Below are 20,959 nucleotides of genomic sequence, written 5' to 3' on the forward strand. Positions count from 1 at the left end.
GGCGGCCGGGTACCGCACCGCGCAGCATGGCCCGTGACCGGGCCCTGGGCGCCCTTGTTTGAGGGGACATCAATGTCTGCTTCTCGTACCGTCCGCCGCATCGCCGCTACCGCTGTGGCAGCCGGCTCCGTCGTCGCCGTGGCGGCGATGCCGGCATCCGCCGACAGCGACCACGGCCGCCACCAGCTGCACTCCAGCGTTGTCCTCGGCGACATCCAGTACGACAGCCCCGGCCGTGACGACTGGTCGAACCGTTCGCTGAACCGGGAGTGGGTGGACGTCACCAACACCGGCGGCCGCGCGGTCGACCTGGACGGATGGTCGCTCTCGGACCGGAGCGGCAAGCTGTACCGCTTCGGCGACCTGCGCCTGGCCGGCCGCGCCACGGTCCGGGTCCACACCGGGGCCGGCCGTGACACCCGCCGGGACGTCTACCAGGGCAGCCGGGACTACATCTGGAGCAACTACGCCGACGAGGCGACCCTGCGCGACAACCGCGGCCGCACCGTGGACACCCACTCCTGGGGCCACCGCCGCTGACCCGCACCTGTCCCGTCACTGACCAAGGGCGCACCTTCCGCCCCCGGGGTGCAACCCTTTTGGTCCGGCGTGCCACCACCCGCACAGGGCGGTGGCACGCCGCTCTCATACGCCCGGGTCCCCGGCTTCCCACCACCCGGCACGGTGCTGCAGGGCCCTGGTCTGAGGGCCCAGGGCCCAGGCGTACGCATCCGAGGGATCGAAGATGCGCACGCCGCAGGGCCCAACACCTGTAAGGAGGGGAACGTCACGGGTGCCACGCCCCGAGTCCGGAAGCAGACGCCACGTACCTGAAGGCGCTCTGAGCCGCCGCTGCCCTGAACCCACCATCGCGATGTCCTCGACGAAGACCGGCGAGCGGTGCGTGCACTGCCTCCTTCGTGCGGTGAAGCTGAGAGGGTGAGCATCAGAAGCGTGCACCCGGTGAGTGCGGAGCAGATCTACGCAGCCCTCGTCGCCCTGGGGGCTGAACCGGTACTGGATCCGGACGTGTGGCCCCAGGGCCCGCAGGCCGAGGACCGGCTGCGACTGCTGGGCGCCCTGCTGGCCAAGACAGAACTGGAAATCACCGCCTCGACCGGCAGGGGCGGGCAACCGCTGCAGGACGTCGCCGAAGCGCTTCTCGGATGGACGGAGCAGGCAGGACCCGACTCACAGGTTTCGTCCATCGTGCTGGCGAACCGGTTGCAGCTCACCGCGGTGCAGCTCATGGGAGCCGAGGAGGCGGGGCCTCCTCACCGGGCGGCGTCCTGGGCGGCCGTGGTGGCGGCTACGGACGCACTCAGCGCCCAGCTCTATTTCGAGCGCGGTGACATTCGGGCCACCCGGCGAGCTCTCGACCGGACGGAGGCATCGGTCATCGCGATCCTGCAGGGCTTGCACGACCTCCGCGCCGCCATCGGCGATATCGAGGAGTAGAAGAAACGCGTGAGCCCGCTGGACCGCCGGCCGGCTTGCCCGTGACCAGGGAGGTGGTTCCGCTACCCGGCCGTGCCTGCACGCTTCGTGGCCCAGAAACGGCAGACAGCCCATCCGGCACCCAGCGCGGAAGCCGTCCAGACGATGACCTCGGCGAGAACCATCGACGGGGTCAGGGTGAGGTGCGGACTGGGCGGCAGGACGACCATCTGCACGGCAGCACCCACCGGCACTGTCAACGCTGCCAGCAGGCCGGTCAATCCAGGACGCCTGATGGCTGAACCCACCGCACCCAGGACCAACCCGAACGGCAGACCCACCACCCACCACCTGACCATATCCGTGCCGGCCCCCCAGACGAGGGCGTCCGTCACGTAGTACGCCCCCGTGGCGGCGAACAGCGCCAGGGCCCCGGCCAACGCGCCCAAGGCCCGTGTTCCGGCCACCCAGCCCATCGCCACCGCCAGCCCGGCCCAGGACCAGCCTGCGTCCATCAGCAGGCTGAGCACCTTGGCGGCGCCGGCCCAAACGGTCCCCGTGAGCGGGGCGCCGAGCTCCCCGTACGGGGAGGAAAGCGCGTTGATGAGCGAGGTGGCCGCCCCGAATCCCAACCCGGCCGCGAGACTGCTCAATATGATCTTCATGCTGGAGGGTATCCAGCGTGTTCAGCATGCCCGGGGGTCTCCCGGTCGGCGTGACGAAACCGTGCAGGCAGAACCCGTACAAACGCGGGCCCGGCCTGCCGGATACGACCGGGCTCGGCCCGCTCCGATCCCCTGTCCGGAGCGGGCCGACGCACCGGTCAGTCGGTGCCGAACTCCATCGCGGCGCGGTCCAGCAGCTCGTCGTCGCCGGAGACCTCGCCGCGGGAGGCGATGGCCTCGGCACCGCCCTCCGGCATGGTGCCGATCAGGCCGGTCGCCGCCTGGGCGGCGCCGATCAGCGCGGGGTGGGTCGTGCCGACGATGCCGAGGCCGGCGTACTGCTCGAGCTTGGCGCGCGAGTCGGCGATGTCGAGGTTGCGCATGGTGAGCTGGCCGATCCGGTCCACCGGGCCGAACGCCGAGTCCTCGGTGCGCTCCATCGAAAGCTTGTCCGGGTGGTAGCTGAATGCCGGGCCGGTGGTGTTCAGGATCGAGTAGTCCTCACCGCGCCGCAGTCGCAGGGTCACCTCGCCGGTGACCGCCGAGCCGACCCAGCGCTGCAGCGACTCGCGGACCATCAGCGCCTGCGGGTCCAGCCAGCGGCCCTCGTACATCAGCCGCCCGAGGCGCCGTCCCTCGTTGTGGTAGTGGGCGAGGGTGTCCTCGTTGTGGATCGCGTTGACGAGGCGCTCGTACGCGGCGTGCAGCAGCGCCATGCCGGGTGCCTCGTAGATGCCGCGGCTCTTCGCCTCGATGATCCGGTTCTCGATCTGGTCCGACATGCCCAAGCCGTGGCGGCCGCCGATCGCGTTCGCCTCCATCACCAGGTCGACCTGGGAGGCGAACTCCTTGCCGTTGATCGTCACCGGGCGGCCCTGGTCGAAGCCGATCGTCACGTCCTCGGCGGCGATCTCGACCGAGGGGTCCCAGAACCGCACGCCCATGATCGGTTCCACGGTCTCCACGCCGGTGTCGAGGTGCTCCAGCGTCTTGGCCTCGTGGGTGGCACCCCAGATGTTGGCGTCGGTCGAGTACGCCTTCTCGGTGCTGTCGCGATACGGCAGGCCGTGGGCGACCAGCCACTCCGACATCTCCTTGCGGCCGCCCAGCTCGGAGACGAAGTCGGCGTCGAGCCACGGCTTGTAGATGCGCAGGTGGGGGTTGGCGAGCAGGCCGTAACGGTAGAACCGCTCGATGTCGTTGCCCTTGAACGTCGAGCCGTCGCCCCAGATCTGTACGTTGTCCTCGAGCATCGCCCGGACCAGCAGGGTGCCGGTGACGGCGCGGCCGAGCGGCGTGGTGTTGAAGTAGGCACGGCCGCCCGAGCGGATGTGGAACGCGCCGCAGGCGAGCGCGGCCAGGCCCTCTTCGACCAGCGCCTCCCGGCAGTCGACCAGGCGCGCGACCTCGGCACCGTAGGCCTTCGCGCGGCCGGGCACCGAGGCGATGTCGGGCTCGTCGTACTGGCCGATGTCGGCGGTGTAGGTGCACGGGACGGCACCCTTGTCGCGCATCCACGCGACCGCGACGGACGTGTCGAGGCCGCCCGAGAAAGCGATGCCGACGCGCTCGCCGGTGGGCAGTGAGGTGAGAACCTTAGACATAGGAAGAGTATGTATGCATTCGCATGATTATGCAAGATGGCTTGCCGGGTCCGGCCGGCACCGCTTCAGAGCCATCGCCGCGCGTGCGCGGCGATGGCTCCCAGCACCTCGGGCATGTCCTGCTCCGGTGCCCCTATCAGCACCCGCGAGCCACGCCCCGGCCCGTCCAGTACCTCGCAGACGGCGACCAGCGGATGGGTCGCCTGTTTTGCCGCCTGCCGGTACCGGCCGTTCGTTCTTCTCTCGCGCGCTTCCGCGTCCAGGTAGGGGGTCATCGAGTACCGCCGCACCGCCCGCGGATCACTGCGCAGCGGCGGCCGTACGTCGAGCACCCGCAGCGGACCCGGCAGCGGCTTCAACGCCACCTTCGCGCAGGGGTCGGGGGTCGTGCCCAGCACCCCGGGCCCCACGTACAGCGGGCCGTTGATGTCCAGTTTCCACGGGCCCGTGCCGGCGACGGCACCGTCCACCGCGTGCACCTCGACCGGTTCGACCGGCTCCACCTCGCACTTGCGCGGCGGCCGCGTCCGCGTCCACCACCGCAGCACCAGCAGGGCCGGTACCAGCAGTGCCACCGCCGCCACCGCGAAGCCCCGCACCACCGCTTCGGGCCGCGGCGCGATCAGCGCCACCAGCGCGCCGACACCACCCGCGGCCCCCAGTGCGAGTGCCGGCGCCACCCACTGCCATGCCATCGTCAGCGGATTGCGCCGCCCGCGCAGCGGCAGCCACAGCGCCGCCCACAGCGGCCCGAGGCCGATCCCGCACAGCGCGGAGGCCAGCGCGGCGGGCCCGGCGAAGAGCCGTCCCGGGTAGTGGCCGGTGTGCACGGTGGCGGTGTCGTCGCCCTCACCGGCCCGGACCATCCGCACCGAGCCGCGCCACCAGAACAAGGTCACCGGCTCCCCGGCCCGTGCCCGCCCGTACACCGAGTCCCGCTCCTCGTGCGAGTTGTGGTCGCGGTAGCTCAGCTCCATCGCGCGCTTGTCCGCCCGGGTCAGCTCCAGCGTGTACACCGTGGACGTGCGCTTGAGCTTGTAGGCGGTGTCCCGCACAGTGACGCGTTCCCGCTGCAGGCAGTACGGCTTGCGATAGCGGTCCCCGCACACCTTCAGCCGGCCGGTGGGGTGCCCGTCCTCGACCACCGCCACCTTCGCGAAGTCCACGTCGTCCGCGCGCAGCCGTTCCGCCTCCTGCCAGAGCAGCCAGGCCGCCCCCAGCAGCACGGCGGCCAGCAGCAGGCACACTCCCGCGCGGACGGTGTCCCCGGTCCCGCCCCTCATACGCTCCCTCACTCCTGCTCTCGTCAGCACATACGTGACAGCCGGCGTCCCGTAATGGATGTGCGCGTCGCCGACGCACACCCCATGCCGATGGCCGGTGGCCGCGAGGACGCACCGGTGGTCCGGGACCGGCGAGCCGACCAGCTTGACCGCCGAGGAAGAAACGGGCCGAGGTGGTGCCGGTGATCGTGGGTACGCACCGGTTGTCCTTGCCATAGGGCGTCACTGCGACCGCCTTGCCCGACTCCGGTGCCGGCGAACGCCTCAAGATCCACCGTGGCTGCACGGACCGGGCCCGCCGCACCCTCGTCTGCTTCGACGGCGTCCACTTGCAGCCCACGCCACCGCCCTGGACCGACCATGTGGTCGCGCTGGACGTACGCACAGGGACCGCGCCCGGACGTGCAGGAACGCGCCCCCGCCGCCGGTCAGACCATCTGCTCCGGCTGCACGATGCGGTCGAACCGGTCCGCGGTGATGTAGCCGCTGGCGAGGGCGGCTTCGCGCAGTGTGGTGCCCTCGCGGTCGGCCTTGTGCGCGATGGCCGAGGCCCGGTCGTAGCCGAGCACCGGGGAGAGGACAGTGACCAGCATGAGGGAGCGGTCCACGAACTCACCGATCCGGTTCCGGTCGAGGTCGATCCCTTCGATGCAGAACTCGCGGAGCTTGCCGCAGGCGTCGCCGAGAATCCTTGCCGAGTGCAGGAAATTGTTGACGATGACGGGGCGCATCGCATTCAGCTCGAAGTTGCCCTGCGTGCCGGCGAAGGCGACGGCCGAGTCGTCTCCCAGGACCTGGATGCAGACCATCACCATGGCCTCGCACTGTGTCGGATTCACCTTTCCGGGCATGATCGAGCTGCCCGGCTCGTTCGCCGGGAGGACGAGTTCGCCGAACCCGCAGCGCGGCCCGGAGGCCAGCCACCGGATGTCGTTGGCGATTTTCATCAGCGGTACGGCCAGCGCCCGCAGACCGGCCGAGGCCGCCACCATGGCGTCCAGTCCGCCCTGCGCGGCGAACTTGTTCGGCGCGGTCCGAAACGGCCGGCCGGTCAGCTCGGCGATCTGCGCCGCGATGTCCGTGCCGAAACCGTCAGGAGCATTGAGCCCGGTGCCGACGGCGGTGCCGCCCGCGGCCAGCTCGTACAGCCCGGGCAGTGTGGCGCGGATTCGCTCCAGCGCGTCGTCCAGCTGGTGCGTGTAGCCCGACCATTCCTGGCCGACCGTCAGCGGGACCGCGTCCTCCAGATGGGTCCGGCCGATCTTGACGACGTCGTGCCAGGCACGGGCCTTGGCGTCAACGGCGTCCCGCAGTCGCCGCACCTGCGCGATCAGATGGTCCTCGATCTCGAGAACGGCGGCGATGTGCATGGCTGTGGGGAAGGTGTCGTTGGAGGACTGCCCCATGTTGACGTCGTCGTTGGGGTGGACCGGGCTCTTGGAACCGAGCTCCCCGCCGACGAGCTGGATGGCCCTGTTGCTGATCACCTCGTTGGTGTTCATGTTGGACTGGGTGCCGGAACCGGTCTGCCAGACGAAAAGCGGGAAGTGCTCATCCAGTTGACCGCCGGTCACCTCGTCCGCGACCCGGGCGATGAGGTCGGCCTTCCACCCGGGCAGCCTGCCCGCCCGCCCGTTCACCAGCGCCGCAGCCTTCTTCACGTAGCCGTACGCATGGTAGACGGCCTTCGGCATCCGGTCGTCGCCGATCGAGAAGTGCAGCAGCGACCGCTGGGTCTGGGCACCCCAGTAGCGGTCGGCCGGCACCTCGATCTCGCCCATGGAGTCGGTCTCGCGGCGGGAGCCCGTCGCGGTCAGCCCCACCGGCAGGCCGAGGATACGAGGGGGAGTTTGCGGGTGTGCGCCGGCGGCTTCCTGGTGGCGCGCGGTCATGACACGCCGCCGCCGTCGTGGTAGACCGGCTGCCACATCGCGTCCTGCACGGCCTGCACAGGGTCGTCGACGGCGGCGGTGGCAACCCCGTCGGCCCGGGCCGCCTCGACCACGGCAACGGCCACAGCGGCCGAGGAGGCGCGCAGGTCGGCCACCGGGGGCAGCAGCGACGCCCCGGGCTCGCTGACGTCCACCTGCCGGGTGACGGCCTCGGCGGCGGCGAGCAGCATGCCGTCGGTGACCCGCTCGGCGCGGGACACGATGGCACCCAGCCCCAGGCCGGGGTAGAGAAGCGCGTTGTTGGCCTGGCCGATGGTGTGGGTGACACCCTCGTACACCACAGGCTCCACCGGGATGCCGGTCGCTACCAGCGCCTTCCCCCCGGACCAGGCGATGATGTCGGCGGGCATGGCCTCGATGCGCTCGGTCGGGTTGGACAGCGGGAAGATGATCGGCCGCTCGGCCGCCTCGCACATCGCCTCGACGACCTCACGGGTGAACGCGCCGTGCGCGGTCGAGGTGCCGATGAGGACGGTCGGGCGCGCCCTGCGTACGGTGTCCAGCAGGGAAGGGGCGCCGTGCGGGTCAACGGCCCAGCCGGACACGTCCGCGGCGCGCCGGGCGTAGGGCTGCTGGTAGTCGCGCAGTCCGCTCATGCCGTCGGTGAGCAGGCCCTGCTTGTCGATGAGCCAGATCCTGCCGACGGCCTCATCGAGGGCCGCCCCGTCGCGCACCATCGCATCACGCAGTTGGTCGGCGATCCCGACGCCCGCGGTGCCGGCACCGAACACCACCACCCGCTGCTCCCGCATCGGCACGCCCGTGACGCGCAGCGCCGACAGGACGGCGCCGATCGTGATCGCTCCGGTGCCCTGCAGATCGTCGTTGAAGATCCGCGTGCGGTCCTTGTACGTCTCAAGGATGCGGCGGGCGTTACCGGGCCCGAAGTCCTCGAAGTGCAGCAGCGCGTGCGGGAAGTGCCGGGAGGCGGTCTCCAGGTAGGTGCGGATGAAGGCGTCGTACTCGGCGCCGCGACGCCGGGAGTGCCGGTTGCCGAGGTACAGCGGGTCGCTGAGCAGCGTCTCGTTGTCCGTTCCCACGTCGAGCGAGACCGGGATCACTCGGGTCGGATCCACCCCTGCGGCAGCCGTGTAGACCGCCAGCTTGCCGACCGAGATCTGAATGCCGCCCACGCCCCAGTCGCCTATCCCGAGGATCTCCTCGGCGTCGGTGACCACGATCAGGTCGACGTCGTCCGGGCCCAGCCCGAGCCCTGTGAACGCCTCCTCCACCTGCTGCGGTTCGTCGATGGACAGGAACAGTCCCCGCGGCCGGCGGTACTCATGGCTGTACCGCTCGATCGCCACCCCGACAGTGGGGTCGTAGACCACCGGAAGCAACTCCGTGAGGTGATCCATCAGAACTTTGAAGTACAGCGTCTCGTCGCTGTCGTGCAGCTCCTCCAGGAACACATTCTTCGCCAGGTCATCCGGCTGTGCCAGCAACTGCCGATGGGCCCGCTCGGCCTGCTCGTCCAGGCTCAGTACGGCCGCGGGGAGCCGCCCGGTGATACCCAGCGCCTTGCGCTGCTCCTGGGTGTAGGCGACGCCGCGATTTTGCGCCGGGTCGTCGAGAACACTGAGACCACGGCCGTGCTGCTGGTGCGTGCTCTGGGACATGGATCTCTCCCGCGGCTAGGTACGCGCCCGGGCACGGGCGCCCTGCGCCCCCAGAACAAGCGTAGATACTCCAGCAGCCGACGGCGATTTGGCGGGCCAGAGGTGCGGAGGCGGCCAACACCGCGCCGGCAGCAGTCCGGTCAAGAACTGACGTCCCGCCGCACGGCACCGATCGCCCCAGCCACCGCAGCCGGGGCGATCCGGACACTCGCTGCACCAGAGCGCCGACAGGAAGTGCCGGGCAGCGCGGTCTGTGGCGGTCGGGGCCGTCCAGGCGTCCGCTCAGCGACCGGCGAGCAGCGTGACCGTGTCGATCACGCGGTTCGAGAAGCCCCACTCGTTGTCGTACCAGGCGACCACCTTGACGTGGCGCCCGTCGACGCGGGTAAGGGCCGAGTCGAAGATCGACGAGGCCGGATTGCCCATGATGTCGGATGAGACCAGCGGGTCGTCCGAGTACTCGAGTACGCCGGCCAGCGGCCCCTGTGCTGCGGCACGGTACGCCGCCAGCACCTCGTCGCGCGTCACCTCGCGCGTCACGGTCGTGTTGAGCTCGACGATCGAGCCCACCGGAACCGGCACGCGGATCGAGTCGCCCGACAGCTTGCCGTCGAGGTTCGGCAGCACGAGGCCGATCGCCTTGGCGGCACCCGTCGTGGTCGGCACGATGTTGACAGCGGCGGCGCGGGCGCGGCGGGCGTCGCGGTGCGGACCGTCCTGCAGGTTCTGCTCCTGCGTGTAGGCGTGCACCGTCGTCATGAAGCCGTGCTCGATGCCGGCGAGCTCGTCGAGTACCGCGGCCAGCGGCGCAAGCGCGTTGGTCGTGCACGAGGCGTTCGAGATGACCGTGTGCAGGTCCGGGTTGTACGCGTCGGTGTTGACTCCGAACGCGAGCGTGACATCAGCACCGTCCGACGGTGCGGTGACGAGCACCTTCTTCGCACCCGCGTCGAGGTGGGCGCGGGCGGCCTTGGCCGACGTGAAGCGGCCGGTCGCCTCGAGCACGATGTCGACGCCGAGCTCGGCCCACGGCAGCTGCTCCGGTTCGCGCTCGGCGAGCACCGCGATGCGACGGCCGTCGACGACGAGCGCGCTTCCGTCGACCGTCACCGGGCGACCCAGCCGGCCGGCCGTGGTGTCGAAAGCGAGCAGCCGTGCAAGAGTGGCGGGCTCCGTGAGGTCGTTGACGGCAACGACCTCGAGGTCGTCGCCGCGTTCGAGCAGCGCGCGCAGCACATTGCGTCCGATACGGCCGAATCCGTTGATAGCGATGCGAGTCATGAGCGATGTCCCTTCTGTTCGCCATCAGGTTCGCGCCCGGCATCCGCCCGCGACAGCGGCGTGAACGCCATGGTTCAAAAGGATCTCGCCACGTGAGGACGGGCTACTCGCCCTTGGTGAAGGTGCGCCGGTACTCGCTCGGCGTGGTGTCGAGGATGCGCTGGAAGTGCAACCGCAGATTCGCACCGGTGCCGAGACCGACGTCGGCGGCGATCTGCTCGACGCTTCGCTCCGAACGCTCGAGCAGTTCACGGGCCACGTCGATCCGGGCACGCATGACCCACTGCATCGGCGTGTACCCCGTGTCTTCGACAAAGCGTCGCGAGAACGTGCGGGGCGACACCGTCGCATGCCGGGCGAGCGCCTCGAGGGTGAGGGGCTCGCCGAGCCGGTGCAGCGCCCACTCGCGGGTGGCGGCGAACCGCTCGCCGAGCGGCTCGGGCACGCTGCGCGGCACATACTGCGCCTGGCCGCCGCTGCGGTAGGGGGCCGCGACCAGGCGCCGGGCCGCGTAGTTCGATGCGGCAACACCGAGGTCGCCGCGCAGAATGTGCAGGCACAGGTCGATGCCCGAGGCGGCGCCGGCCGACGTCAGCACGCTGCCCTCGTCGACGAACAGGACGTTCTCGTCGACCTGAACGAGCGGATGCTTCGCCACAAGCGCCCGCGTGTAATGCCAGTGAGTCGTGGCGCGCTTGCCGTCGAGCAGGCCCGTGGCGGCGAGCGCGAACGCGCCCGTCGAGATGGCGGCGAGCCGCGCACCCCGGTCGTGGGCGGCGATCAGCGCGTCAATGACGGCCTGCGGCGGGTCGTCGCGGTCCGGGAACCGGTAGCCGGGGACGAAGACGATGTCGGCCCACGCAAGCGCGTCGAGCCCGTGGGTGACGTAGTACGACAGGCCTTCCCCGCCGGTCACGAGGCCGGGCGCCGCGCCGCACACCCGCACCTCGTACGGCATGCTCGCGCGGGTCGTGAAGACCTGCGCAGGAATGCCGACATCGAGCGGCTTCGCACCATCGAGCACAAGGACGGCGACGCGATGAAGGCGGGAGGCTGGCACGGGAAAGAGGGTACGCGGGGGTGCCGCCTGGCTCGATACACCGGGTCACCCAACCGCCTGATGCTCAAAAACGCGTGCCCCGCACACTTATTGCGCAACTTCAATCACGCATGGGCAGAAGCCATGGACTCCGCCCGAGCCGCTGCCAATGCCGCACCCGACCCCACTTTCCTACCGCCCCGCCAGCTGATCCGGCCTGCCTGTCACCTCGTCTGCGACCGTCCCACCCACCATGGGTGCACACTCATGCGTGAATACCACCCTTTGCGAGCACGTGTAATCATGAATACCCGCGCCCTGCAGTCCGGGGCACCCAACGTGCTGCTTTGGAGGCTCCCTTGACGCTCGCAGCCATCGGCCCGATGCTCTCCGACGGCCGGGCGCACCACCGCCCTGTCGCCGCCTTCGACGCCCACACGTTCGAGCACCTGCAGGCAATCGTGGCGGGGGCGGAACTGGCGGGCAGCGGTGTGATCATCCAGATCGGCGAGACGGCGGTGGACCATCACGGCGGGCACCTCGCGCCACTCGCCCGGGCCGCCGCCGAGATGGCGCGCACTGCCACCGTGCCGGTCGGACTCCACCTGACGAAGGTGCGCAGGACCGCACTGCTCGCCCAGGCAGCGCACTGCGGCTTCGGCTCGATCATGTACGACGCCGGTCACCTCTCCTACGCCAGAGCCGTCGCCGTGACCCGGGACGCGGTCTCGTGGGCGCACGAGCAGGGGCTCTGGGCGGAGGCAGAGTTGACGGACACCGGCGGCCGCGAGGGCCCGCGCGCCGCACGGACCGGCACGTCGCCCTGTCCGCACGGAGCGCACCTCGCCCCCGGGACGGCCCAGGAGTTCGCCGACGCCACCGGCGCCGACGCACTTGTGCTCAGCGGCGAAAGCCACCCCTTCGGCACCTGCACGGCGGATGACCACCGCTCGCTGCTCGCCGGGCTGCGGGCAGCGGTGAACGTGCCCCTCGTCCTTCGGGAGTTGTCCGCGGCGAACCCGGAAGAACTGAGGGCAGCGGTCGTCGCGGACGTGGCCAAGATCGGCTTCGGGCGCGCTCTCGACCCCGCGATGACGCGGGCGCTGCGCGACGGGCTCGCGGCGAGTGGCACGCAGGACCCGGCCGCCTGCCTCGCTGCCGCCCGCCGGGCGATGGCGGACGTGGTCGCCCGCATCATCCAGACCCTGGAGGGCCCGGACACCGGGCCGCGCCCGTGCTCCCCTGCTGCAAAGCACCACGCCGGACGGCATTGACGCCTGACGGACCGGCTCGCCCCTGGCGACAGGCGCTCATGTCCTGCGCCGGACATCAGTACCGTCGGCCGTTGTCACACGTGGTCGGCTGGTCACCCCGTGAGAAGTTCATGCAGGCGCTCGGCTGGGGTTTCCAGCCGAGCGTTCTGCGTGGGCGCAGCCACCGCCCGAGCCCGGCGGCATCGTCCGCTCCGGACTCGGCCGTGTCGTTTACGCGCTCTCCACTGAGCAACTCATCGAACTCAACCCGAATTCAGGAGCCTGGCCGACGGTGGCGCAGGACGGCCCGACCCTGTTCGACGAGGCACGCGCCCCCATCGACGCCTACTACCGCCGTGACTGAGAGCGCCGGCTGACGGTCCCGAGGCGGACTCGCAACAAAGTCCTCGAGGCTCACGGGCTGTGACTCGGCACTGTATTGACCGCAACACCTGTGGTGCAAAGGCGTGCCACCCGGCCGGCCCGGGACTCCAGGTAGCGTTGCTCGGCGATGCTGGCAGTGGACTTCGCGGCGCGCCGGTAGTGCTCGTACGCCCCGGCCGTGTCGCCGGTCTTCTCCAGCAGATGCGCCCGTACGGACAGCAGCCGGTGATGCCCGGCCATCCGCTCGTCATTGTCCAAGGCGGACAGCAGGGCCAGCCCGGCCGGCGGGCCCTCGGTCTCGGCGAGCGCGACCGCCCGGTTGAGGGTGACCATCGGGTTGGGAGCGATCCGTTCCAGGATCAGGTAAAGAGTGTGCACCTGCCGCCAGTTGGTCTCCTCGGCCGTGGCCGCGGCGGCGTGCGTGGCGGCGATGGCGGCCTGCAGCTGGTAGGGCCCCAGCGCCGGGCCGGCCAGCGACGCCTTGACCAGCGCGACGCCCTCGCCGATCAGCCCGCGGTCCCACTTCGTACGGTCCTGCTCGTCCAGCGGCACCAGGTCGCCGGCCGCCGTCGTACGTGCCTGACGGCGGGCGTGGGTCAGCAGCATCAGCGCGAGCAGCCCGGTCACCTCGCCGTCCTCGGGCAGCTGCGCGTGCACCATCCTGGCCAGCCGGATCGCCTCGTGTGCGAGGTCGGCACGGTGCAGTTCGCTGCCCGAGGAGGCGGTGTAGCCCTCGTTGAAGATCAGGTAGAGCACGTGCAGGACGACCGGTAGCCGCGCCTCGCGCTCCGCGCCGTCCGGCAGGGCGAACGAGCTGCCGGCGGCCTTGATGCGCTGCTTGGCCCGGCTGATCCTGGCCGCCATCGTGGCCTGCGGCACCAAGAACGCGCGGGCGATCTCGGCAGTGGTCAGGCCGCCGACCGCGCGCAGCGTCAGGGCGGTCTGAGAGGCCGCGGTCAGCGTCGGATGGCAGCACAGGAACAGCAGGACGAGCGTGTCGTCGGTGTCCGGTACGTCCTCGGGCACCACCTCGGTGGCTGTCGCCGACTCCCGCTCGCGGCGCGCGTGGTCACTGCGCATCTGGTCGATGAGCCGCCGGGACGCGACCGTCGTCAACCAGCCGCGCGGATTGTCCGGCACTCCCTCGGCCGGCCACTGCACGGTGGCGGCGAGGACAGCCTCCTGCACGGCGTCCTCACACCCTTCGAACTGGCCGTGCCGACGTACCAACGTGCCGAGGACCTGCGGCGTGAGCTCACGCAGCAGGTCCTCGATGACGGGTGCTGGTGCTGTCATGCCTCCAATTGTCCGTCAGCGAACATCACCTGCCGCACCTCGATCCCCAGACCCTCGATCGCGGCGTCCGGGATCTGCGCTGCCAGCTCGATCGCCCGCTCCTTGTTCTCGCAGTCGATCAGGTAGAAGCCGCCCAGATACTCCTTGGACTCCAGGAAAGGCCCGTCGGTCACCACCGGCTGGCCGCCTCGTACGGTCACCACGACGGCCTGCGACGGGTCGACCAGCGCCTGCGTGGTGATCAGCTCGCCGGACCTCTTCAGCGCCTCGATGAACGTGCCGTGGCCCTCACCGATCGCCGCCTTCTCCTTGTCGGTCAGCGCGTCCAGCACTGCCGGGTTGATGTGCATGCTGATCAGGAACTGCATCTCGTACTCCTTGTGGTTCGCGGGCCCCGGCCGGGCCCTTCGACCGGTTGGTCGGAGCCGCCGTCGCCGTCTTGACGTCCCCCGCCGAAAAATTCGCATGAGTTTGTCGCCGTCGCACCGCCCGGACCGCGAGGCCGCCACGTCCGGTGACGCCCCACCGTGGCAGACACGCGAGATTTCCGACCGTACCGATGTCAAGAAGGCGCCGACCGCTCCGACCAACCGGCGAAACATCGAGAGAACAAGGAGCTTCGGATATGCAGGTCAACCGGGCATGGCTGGGACTGGTCGTCCTGGCGCTGCCGACACTGCTGGTCGCGATGGACATGACGGCGTTGCTCCTCGCGCTCCCACGGCTGAGCGCCGACCTGGGTGCCGGCAACGTCCAGCAGCTGTGGATCAGTGACAGCTACGGATTCATGGTGGCCGGCATGGTCATCACGATGGGTACGCTCGGCGACCGGATCGGCCGCCGGCGGCTGCTGATGATCGGCGGAGCGGCGTTCGCGGTGCTGTCGGTCGTGGCGGCCTTCGCGGCCGGCCCGCTGATGCTGATCATCGCGCGTGCGCTGCTGGGTGTCGCGGGTGCGACCTTGGCGCCGTCCACACTTGCCCTGATCACCAACATGTTCCGCGACGAACGGCAGCGCGGGCAGGCCATCGCGATCTGGGCGACCTGCCAGTTCACCGGCGGCGCGCTGGGACCCGTACTCGCCGGATTCCTGCTCCAGTACTTCTGGTGGGGATCGGTGTTCCTGGTCGCCGTGCCGGCGATGGCGTTGCTGCTGCTCACCGGGCCGGTCCTGCTGCCGGAGTTCCGCAACGACCAGGCCGGCCGGCTGGACCCCGTCAGCGTCGGCCTTTCGCTCGCGGCGGTGCTCTTGATGGTCTACGGCATCAAGCAGCTGACCCTCCAGAGCGCGCCGGCCGTACCCGCGGTGGCCCTCGTTGTCGGCGCGGCCATCGGATGCCTCTTCGTACGCCGGCAACTGCGGCTTCAGACGCCGCTGCTGGACCTGCGGCTGCTGCGCAACCGCCCGTTCACGGCCGTACTCGTCGCGCTGGTCTTCGCCGGCATCGCCATGGCCGGTACGGGCCTGCTGGTGACCCAGTACCTGCAGAGCGTGCTGGGCTTCTCTCCGGTCGTGTCGGCGATGCTGTTCGCACCCATGGGCCTGGGCGTCGCGATCGGCACCATGGCCGCGCCGGCGCTGGCCCGGCGGATGAAGCAGACGACCGCGATCGCCGGCGGGCTGGCGGGGTCGGCGCTGGGCAGCCTGCTGCTGGTCGGCGTCGACGGTGCGAGCGCCCTGCCACTGGTGATGACCGGCATCGCCGTACTGGCGCTGGGCACCGGCCCGCTGTTCGCGCTGGGCACCGGGCTGGTCGTCGGGTCCGTACCGCCACAGCGCGCCGGCTCGGCGGCGTCGATGTCGGAGACCGGCAACTACTTCGGCGGTTCGCTCGGCTTCGCGCTGCTCGGAGTGGTGGCCGCAGTGGTCTACCGCAGCCGGATGGACGGCACGTCCGACTCGCTGGCCGGCGCGGTCGCCGCCAGCCGGCACCTTCCCGCCGGCCAGGGCGCTCAACTGCTGCACACCGCGCGGGAGGCGTTCACCGCCAGTCTGCACGTCACCGGCGTCGTCGCCGCGGTCATCTTCGCCGGGCTGGCTGTACTGATCCTGACCATGCGCCCGGCAACGCGGACCACTCAGGCCGCACTCCCTGACTACGAGGTGACTCACTCTTGAAGTGCTCTTCCGGCTGAAGCCAGGAGATTCCTGCTTACCTTGCGGCAGCGGGCTTGACGCGCTTCGCGCGCCTGACGACTGCCCTCCCGGCAGCCGGGATGAGCGCGAGGCCCATCCGGTACAGGTGCAAGACGTTCCGGGCTGCGTTGTGGTCGGCGTTGCCCGACCAGCCGCAGTCCGGGTTCTTGCACACGAACACGGCCTGGCTCTCCCGGTTGCCGGGCGTGGTGAATCCGCACGCTGAGCAGCGCTGGGAGGTGCCGGGGCGGGGACCTTGTGCAGGGCGCCGCCGAGCCGGGCGGTCTTGTACGTCAGCATGGTGACCGTCCGGCCCCATGCCTTGCCGCTGATGGAACGGTTCAGCCCAGACTTCTGGGCAACGTTCTTCCCTGGCTCCTCGATGGTTCCCTTGGCCGACTTGACCATGTTCGTGATGGTGAGGCTCAACTCATTCTGAAACGATCAGTTAGTCGTGGGTGGAGTCCCGGCCGTCTGCTGTGTCGATCCGCGACTACGCCGTTCGACCTGGGATAGAGAGGGTCGAGAGGCGACCGCTGTATCGAGGAGACCGAAGATGGCGAAATACATGCTGATCATGCGAGGCACGGACGAATCCGTCGCGAAGATGATGGAGACACCCTTCGAGGAGATGCTCGAGACGGTGGGCCGCTTCAACGAGGAGCTGATCAGGGCAGGCGTGCTCGTCGCCGCCGAGGGGCTGGACGACCCGTCCCAGGCAGTGGTGGTCGACTTCAGCGGACAGACCCCGGTGGTCACAGACGGTCCGTACGGCGAGACGAAGGAGCTGTTCGGCGGCTTCTACGTGATCGACGTCGCTTCGAAGGAGGAGGCTGTCGAATGGGCCAAGCGGCTCCCGGCCATCACCGGCTCGAAGTGCGAGATCCGCCGCGTGCCGGGCATCGACGAGTTCCCGCAGGACAACGAGTGGATCATCAAGGAGCGGGCGTGGCGCGAGCGGACCGGCCAGCTCTGAGGCCCGCGGCCGCCGACGGCCCGCCGGGCGCCGAGGCGGCGCGGCGGGCCGTCGAGGCCCTCTGGCGGATCGAGTCCGCACGGATCGTCGGTGCACTGGCCCGCTACACCGGGGACTTCGCGCTCGCCGAGGATGTCGCGCAGGAGGCGCTGGCGGAGGCACTCGTCACCTGGTCGCGCAACGGTGCACCGACCAACCCGGTGGGCTGGCTGCTGACGACCGCACGGCGGCGGGCCATCGACGCCTACCGCCGCAAGTCGGCACTCGACGAGCGGTACGCCATGCTCGCGGGCCAGCTGGCCGAGGGCGAGTTCAGCTCGGGCACGGTGTCCGCGCTCGGCCGGCCGGCCGACCTGCCGTGGGATCCCGACCGGGTCGACGACGACGTCCTCGCGCTCATGTTCACCGCCTGCCATCCGGTGCTCTCGCCCGAGGCCCGGGTGGCACTCACACTGCGCGTGGTGGGCGGCTTGTCCAGCGAGGAGATCGCCCGGGCATTCCTCGTGCCCACTGCGACCGTCCAGGCCCGGATCACCCGGGCGAAGAAGACGATCGCCGCGGCGGGAGTGCCGTTCGAGCTGCCGCCGTCCGAAGAGCGGCGCGAGCGGCTCGGCGGTGTCCTGAGCGTCCTGTATGTGATCTTCACGGAGGGCTCGACGGCGACGACCGGTGACCGCCTGCTGCGCCCCGATCTCGTGTACGAGGCTGTTCGGTTGGCCCGGATGCTGGCTGCCCTGCTGCCCGCTGAGCCGGAGGTGTACGGACTGCTCGCGCTGTTCGAGCTCACCGCCGCGCGCCTTCCGGCACGTACCGGGCCCGACGGGGAGGCGGTGCTCCTGGAGGACCAGGACCGGCGTCTGTGGGACCGGTCGGCGATCCGTCGCGGTCTGGCCGTGCTCGGCCGGGCCACGGCTGTCGGGCGGGGCCTTGGACCGTACGGTCTGCAGGCCGCGATCGCCGCCTGCCACGCGACGGCACCCTCGGTGCAGGAGACCGACTGGGAGCGTGTCGTGCTTCTCTATGAGGCGCTCGGCCGCGTGGCCCCCTCACCCGTGGTCGAGCTCAACCGGGCCGTGGCCGTCGCGATGGCAAGCGGGCCGCAGCAGGCGCTGTGCATGGTCGACGAACTGGCCGTCTCCGGCCGCCTGTCGGGGTCGTACCTGCTCCCGAGCGTGCGCGGCGAACTGCTGGTCCGGCTCGGCCGGACCGCCGAGGCCCGGGCTGAGCTGGAGCTTGCCGCCCGGCTGTGTCGCAACGCCCGCGAGCGGTCAGTGCTGCTGCGCAAGGCGGCTGCATTGGAGTGATGTCCACCCGCACCATGCGGCCGCCTCGCCCGGCCGATCGACAGGACCGAATACGGCCCATCCGTACAGAAGCCCCGCTACCAAGGCTTCTGTACGGAGAACTCGTTGCCGTCGGGGTCGAGCATCAGCACCCGGCCGCCGTCGTTCTCGCCGATGTCGGTGCGCGTCGCGCCGAGCGAGATCAGGCGGTCGACCTCCGCTTCCCAGTCGGCGTCGGCGGGGAGCGCCAGCTCGAAGTACAGCCTGTTCGTGCCTGTCTTCGGCGCCACCGGAGGACCACCCCAGGTGATCTTCGTACCGCCGTTCGGCGATTGGATCGCGGTCTCCTGGTCATGGTCCCAGACCAGCGGCCACTGCAGCGCCTCGCTCCAGAAGTAGCCGACTTTCTGCGTACCGTCGCAGGCCACCGCTCCGATGAAGCCGGTGTCGGCGAGGAATTTGTTGCCCGCTTTGATGACGCAGAACTCGTTGCCGTCCGGATCGGCGAGCACCACATGCCCCTCTTCGGGGAGTTGGCCCACGTCGATGTGTTTCCCGCCGAATTCCAGCGCCCTGGCCACCGTCTGCTGCTGTTGCTCCGGGGAGGTGCTCGTCAGGTCGAAATGCGCCCGGTTCTGGCCGGTCTTCGGCTCCTGGCTCGGCAGGAAACGGATGCGGAAACCGCCGGGATCAGGAGGCAGGATCGCGACGCCGTCGTCCGAACCGCCGGCCAACTCCCAGTCCAGGACCCCGGACCAGAACCGCGCCAGGCTCGATGGCCGGCTCGCATTGAAGCAGATCGCGAACAGTTGACTGGTCATACCCCGGGCATCTCCGATCCACTGACGGTCGATACGGCGCCTCGTCCCTCCCGTGGGCGCAGCCCAGGGAGGCTACACGAAGAGGTATGACCGTGGCTTCCGGTTAAACCTCGTGCGCCGCACCGGAAGCGGACGGGCCGCGGAGGTGTGGGGGCGCACCGCCGTGCCGTGGGACACCGCGTACTGCCACCTGGGGCTGGCGGCAGCGGCCCGCGCCGCGACCGAGCAGCTCGCCGGAAGAGAAGAACACCGTCGCCACCGCCTCGAACGAATCGTTCTCCAAAGCGTTCCGGTGAACCTGTTTCAGGCAGCACTAGCCTCCGCGTTTCGCTTCGGGTGGCTGTGTTGATGTGACGGCCGTGTAGTGGGGGTTCTGGTTGTTGGCTGCCGGGTGGGCATGGTCGAGGCCCGACGCACCGGTCGGGTTCTCCAGGGTTCCTCGGTCGTGGGTGTGCAGGGACGGTGCCGAGGTTCAGGTGGCTGGCCGTGGCAGTGCCGCTAGGCGGGCGAATGCGCTGGTCAGTTCGTTTCGCCAGGGCCAGGTCGCGGCAATCCTTAGGCGCATGCGGCGGCCGCCGCGGGTGATGCGGGCAGCAGCCGGTAGCGGAGCTTCTTCGGCGCGGCGGCTGTCAGTTCGCCTCCCAGCAGCAGGATGCGTGTCCAGGCGAGCAGGTCGAGGGCGGTCAGGGACAGCTCCAGCCACGCTTGGTTGACGTGGAAGTGTCGGGATGGGAAGCGGCCGAAGCCGGTTGTCTTGCCGCAGCGGATGCGGTCCTCGACGCGGGCGTGGGCGCGGTGGCGGACTTCCAGGTGTTGCAATGAGCCTTCGCCGTAGGGGGTGTCGGTGAGGAAGACCTGGTGGCGCATGCCCTCGTCGAGATCGAACAGGGACAGCTGGGCGCCGGGGTGTGGGCGCTCGCGGCGGACGATGATCCGAGTGTTCCCGGGCAGGCCCGGTAGGTCGACCAGGTCGGTGAGCTCGGCGACTTGGGCGCCTGGTCGTAGAGTGCCGTCCTGTTCGAGGGCAGGGTGCCAGACCTGGTTGGGCAGTTGGCGTATCGCTCGGCGTACCGGTTCGGTGATGGACCATCCGACGGAGAAGGAGGTGTGGATCCCGCGCGAGCGGAGGCTGCGGATGTGGGCCAGGAACGCTTTGGCGGATCCGGCGCTGTCCGCGCGGATGAGGATGTTGGCGCCGTGGCGGTGGGCGTCGGGGAGCTGGGCGAGTGCGGCGTCGAGCACGGTGATGTGGTCCTCGGCGGTGTTGGCCGCGGCGTTGCCGGGCCGCAGCAGGCCGGCCAGGGCCTCGCCGGTGTTGTCGAGGAAGCACAGCAGCGGGTGGTAGCCGAAGCCGTGTTTGTAGGTCGGCGCCGTGTTTTCCTTCTCGGAGTGGCAGGTGACCAGAGTGGCGTCGATGTCCAGGACCAGACCCGGCAGCTCGCGTCCGCCTGCGTGTGAGGCCGGTATTGCCTCCCGGCTCTCGTCGGCTTGCAGCCAGGCGATCTCGCGGGCGGTGGCACGAGCCGCGCGCAGAGCGTCGAGTGCGGCCGGATCGATGTTCGCCAGTAGTCGCCATGCGGTGGGAGCGGATGCGACCGAGCCGAACACCTCGGCCTGATCACGCAGCAGGGCCAGGTCAGCGATCGCCTCCCCGCCGTCGGTCAGCATCACCGCCAAGTCCACTGCGATCCGGCCGGGGGTGTGACCGGTGCCGCGCGGTCGCAGTCGGCACAGCGCGTCGGTGAAGGCCGTGGTCAGGCCGGTGGCATCGGCGAGATCGGCCAGCAGACGGGACCCGGCATGGCTGACCACCCCACGACCGTCGGCTGATACGACAAGCTTGGGACGCGACCCGGTAGTGTGCACGCAGAAAATGCCTTCCTGCTGTGGTGACAGAAGCCCTAGACAAGCCTCATCATCCCAGCTCAG

General features: G+C 70.0%; 17 protein-coding genes and 3 pseudogenes. 8 read left to right on the forward strand and 12 right to left on the reverse strand.

All coding sequences use genetic code 11. The features are described from left to right. Positions 1–72 precede the first annotated feature (72 nt). A complete protein-coding gene (locus ACNPQM_RS19870) occupies positions 73–540 on the forward strand; it encodes a lamin tail domain-containing protein (RefSeq protein ID WP_418085063.1) in 468 nt (155 codons plus the stop codon). Positions 541–939: 399 nt separating this feature from the next. After that, complete coding sequence (locus tag ACNPQM_RS19875; RefSeq protein WP_366137717.1) at positions 940–1,458, forward strand: hypothetical protein; 519 nt, start codon at positions 940–942, stop codon at positions 1,456–1,458. A 62-nt stretch (positions 1,459–1,520) separates the two neighbouring features. Here the strand turns inward: ACNPQM_RS19875 and ACNPQM_RS19880 are convergent, their stop codons facing one another. The 7 genes from ACNPQM_RS19880 to ACNPQM_RS19910 form a co-directional block, all read right to left on the reverse strand. Beyond that, positions 1,521–2,102 (reverse strand): hypothetical protein, encoded by a 582-nt coding sequence (locus tag ACNPQM_RS19880; RefSeq protein WP_418085064.1) that lies wholly within the window; start codon positions 2,100–2,102, stop codon positions 1,521–1,523. A 158-nt stretch (positions 2,103–2,260) separates the two neighbouring features. Then, complete coding sequence (gene argG, locus ACNPQM_RS19885; protein ID WP_366137716.1) at positions 2,261–3,706, reverse strand: argininosuccinate synthase; 1,446 nt, start codon at positions 3,704–3,706, stop codon at positions 2,261–2,263. A gap of 65 nt (positions 3,707–3,771) precedes the next feature. Beyond that, positions 3,772–4,989 carry a hypothetical protein gene (locus ACNPQM_RS19890; RefSeq protein ID WP_418085065.1) on the reverse strand — a complete coding sequence of 406 codons (1,218 nt, stop codon included), beginning with the start codon at positions 4,987–4,989 and terminating at the stop codon, positions 3,772–3,774. A gap of 428 nt (positions 4,990–5,417) precedes the next feature. Continuing rightward, positions 5,418–6,881 (reverse strand): class II fumarate hydratase, encoded by a 1,464-nt coding sequence (gene fumC, locus ACNPQM_RS19895; RefSeq protein ID WP_418085066.1) that lies wholly within the window; start codon positions 6,879–6,881, stop codon positions 5,418–5,420. Further along, positions 6,878–8,560: an NAD-dependent malic enzyme gene (locus tag ACNPQM_RS19900; protein ID WP_418085067.1), complete on the reverse strand. Its 1,683-nt coding sequence runs from the start codon at positions 8,558–8,560 to the stop codon at positions 6,878–6,880. Before ACNPQM_RS19900 ends, fumC begins: the two co-directional genes overlap by 4 nt. A 282-nt stretch (positions 8,561–8,842) precedes the next feature. Next, on the reverse strand, positions 8,843–9,841 hold the full coding sequence (gap, locus tag ACNPQM_RS19905; RefSeq protein ID WP_418085068.1) for a type I glyceraldehyde-3-phosphate dehydrogenase: 999 nt from the start codon (positions 9,839–9,841) through the stop codon (positions 8,843–8,845). Positions 9,842–9,944: 103 nt separating this feature from the next. After that, entirely contained in the window at positions 9,945–10,901 is a 957-nt protein-coding gene (locus tag ACNPQM_RS19910; protein ID WP_358862728.1) for a GlxA family transcriptional regulator, read from the reverse strand. Between the two features lie 338 nt (positions 10,902–11,239). On the opposite strand from ACNPQM_RS19910, the gene ACNPQM_RS19915 reads away from it, so the two are divergent. Further along, a complete protein-coding gene (locus tag ACNPQM_RS19915; RefSeq protein WP_418085069.1) occupies positions 11,240–12,154 on the forward strand; it encodes a class II fructose-bisphosphate aldolase in 915 nt (304 codons plus the stop codon). A gap of 175 nt (positions 12,155–12,329) precedes the next feature. Further along, positions 12,330–12,497: pseudogene (locus ACNPQM_RS19920) on the forward strand (nucleoside deaminase); the annotation flags it as partial. 50 nt (positions 12,498–12,547) lie between these two features. Here the strand turns inward: ACNPQM_RS19920 and ACNPQM_RS19925 are convergent. Both ACNPQM_RS19925 and ACNPQM_RS19930 read right to left on the reverse strand, forming a co-directional pair. Then, entirely contained in the window at positions 12,548–13,813 is a 1,266-nt protein-coding gene (locus tag ACNPQM_RS19925; protein WP_418085070.1) for an RNA polymerase sigma factor, read from the reverse strand. Beyond that, complete coding sequence (locus tag ACNPQM_RS19930; RefSeq protein WP_418085071.1) at positions 13,810–14,181, reverse strand: YciI family protein; 372 nt, start codon at positions 14,179–14,181, stop codon at positions 13,810–13,812. The genes ACNPQM_RS19925 and ACNPQM_RS19930 overlap by 4 nt, the downstream gene beginning before the upstream one ends. Positions 14,182–14,438: 257 nt before the next feature. Between ACNPQM_RS19930 and ACNPQM_RS19935 the strand changes: the two genes are divergently transcribed. Beyond that, positions 14,439–15,932 carry an MFS transporter gene (locus tag ACNPQM_RS19935; RefSeq protein WP_418085072.1) on the forward strand — a complete coding sequence of 498 codons (1,494 nt, stop codon included), beginning with the start codon at positions 14,439–14,441 and terminating at the stop codon, positions 15,930–15,932. A gap of 34 nt (positions 15,933–15,966) precedes the next feature. Here ACNPQM_RS19935 and ACNPQM_RS19940 read toward each other — a convergent pair. Next, positions 15,967–16,373: pseudogene (locus ACNPQM_RS19940) on the reverse strand (zinc ribbon domain-containing protein); the annotation flags it as partial. Positions 16,374–16,506: 133 nt separating this feature from the next. Between ACNPQM_RS19940 and ACNPQM_RS19945 the strand changes: the two are divergent. After that, a complete protein-coding gene (locus ACNPQM_RS19945) occupies positions 16,507–16,926 on the forward strand; it encodes a YciI family protein (protein WP_418085073.1) in 420 nt (139 codons plus the stop codon). Continuing rightward, positions 16,899–18,230, forward strand: coding sequence for an RNA polymerase sigma factor (locus ACNPQM_RS19950; RefSeq protein ID WP_418085074.1), 1,332 nt, complete (start codon positions 16,899–16,901; stop codon positions 18,228–18,230). The genes ACNPQM_RS19945 and ACNPQM_RS19950 overlap by 28 nt, the downstream gene beginning before the upstream one ends. Before the next feature lie 77 nt (positions 18,231–18,307). Here the strand turns inward: ACNPQM_RS19950 and ACNPQM_RS19955 are convergent, their stop codons facing one another. Then, positions 18,308–19,030 carry a VOC family protein gene (locus ACNPQM_RS19955; protein ID WP_418085075.1) on the reverse strand — a complete coding sequence of 241 codons (723 nt, stop codon included), beginning with the start codon at positions 19,028–19,030 and terminating at the stop codon, positions 18,308–18,310. Between the two features lie 52 nt (positions 19,031–19,082). Between ACNPQM_RS19955 and ACNPQM_RS19960 the strand changes: the two genes are divergently transcribed. Continuing rightward, positions 19,083–19,379: a penicillin acylase family protein gene (locus tag ACNPQM_RS19960; RefSeq protein ID WP_418085076.1), complete on the forward strand. Its 297-nt coding sequence runs from the start codon at positions 19,083–19,085 to the stop codon at positions 19,377–19,379. Between the two features lie 123 nt (positions 19,380–19,502). Here ACNPQM_RS19960 and ACNPQM_RS19965 read toward each other — a convergent pair. Then, a pseudogene (locus ACNPQM_RS19965) lies at positions 19,503–20,926 on the reverse strand (IS1380 family transposase). Positions 20,927–20,959: the final 33 nt, after the last annotated feature.

It is taken from the genome of Streptomyces sp. NPDC056231, assembly GCF_048270745.1.
Taxonomy (GTDB): Bacteria; Actinomycetota; Actinomycetes; order Streptomycetales; family Streptomycetaceae; genus Streptomyces.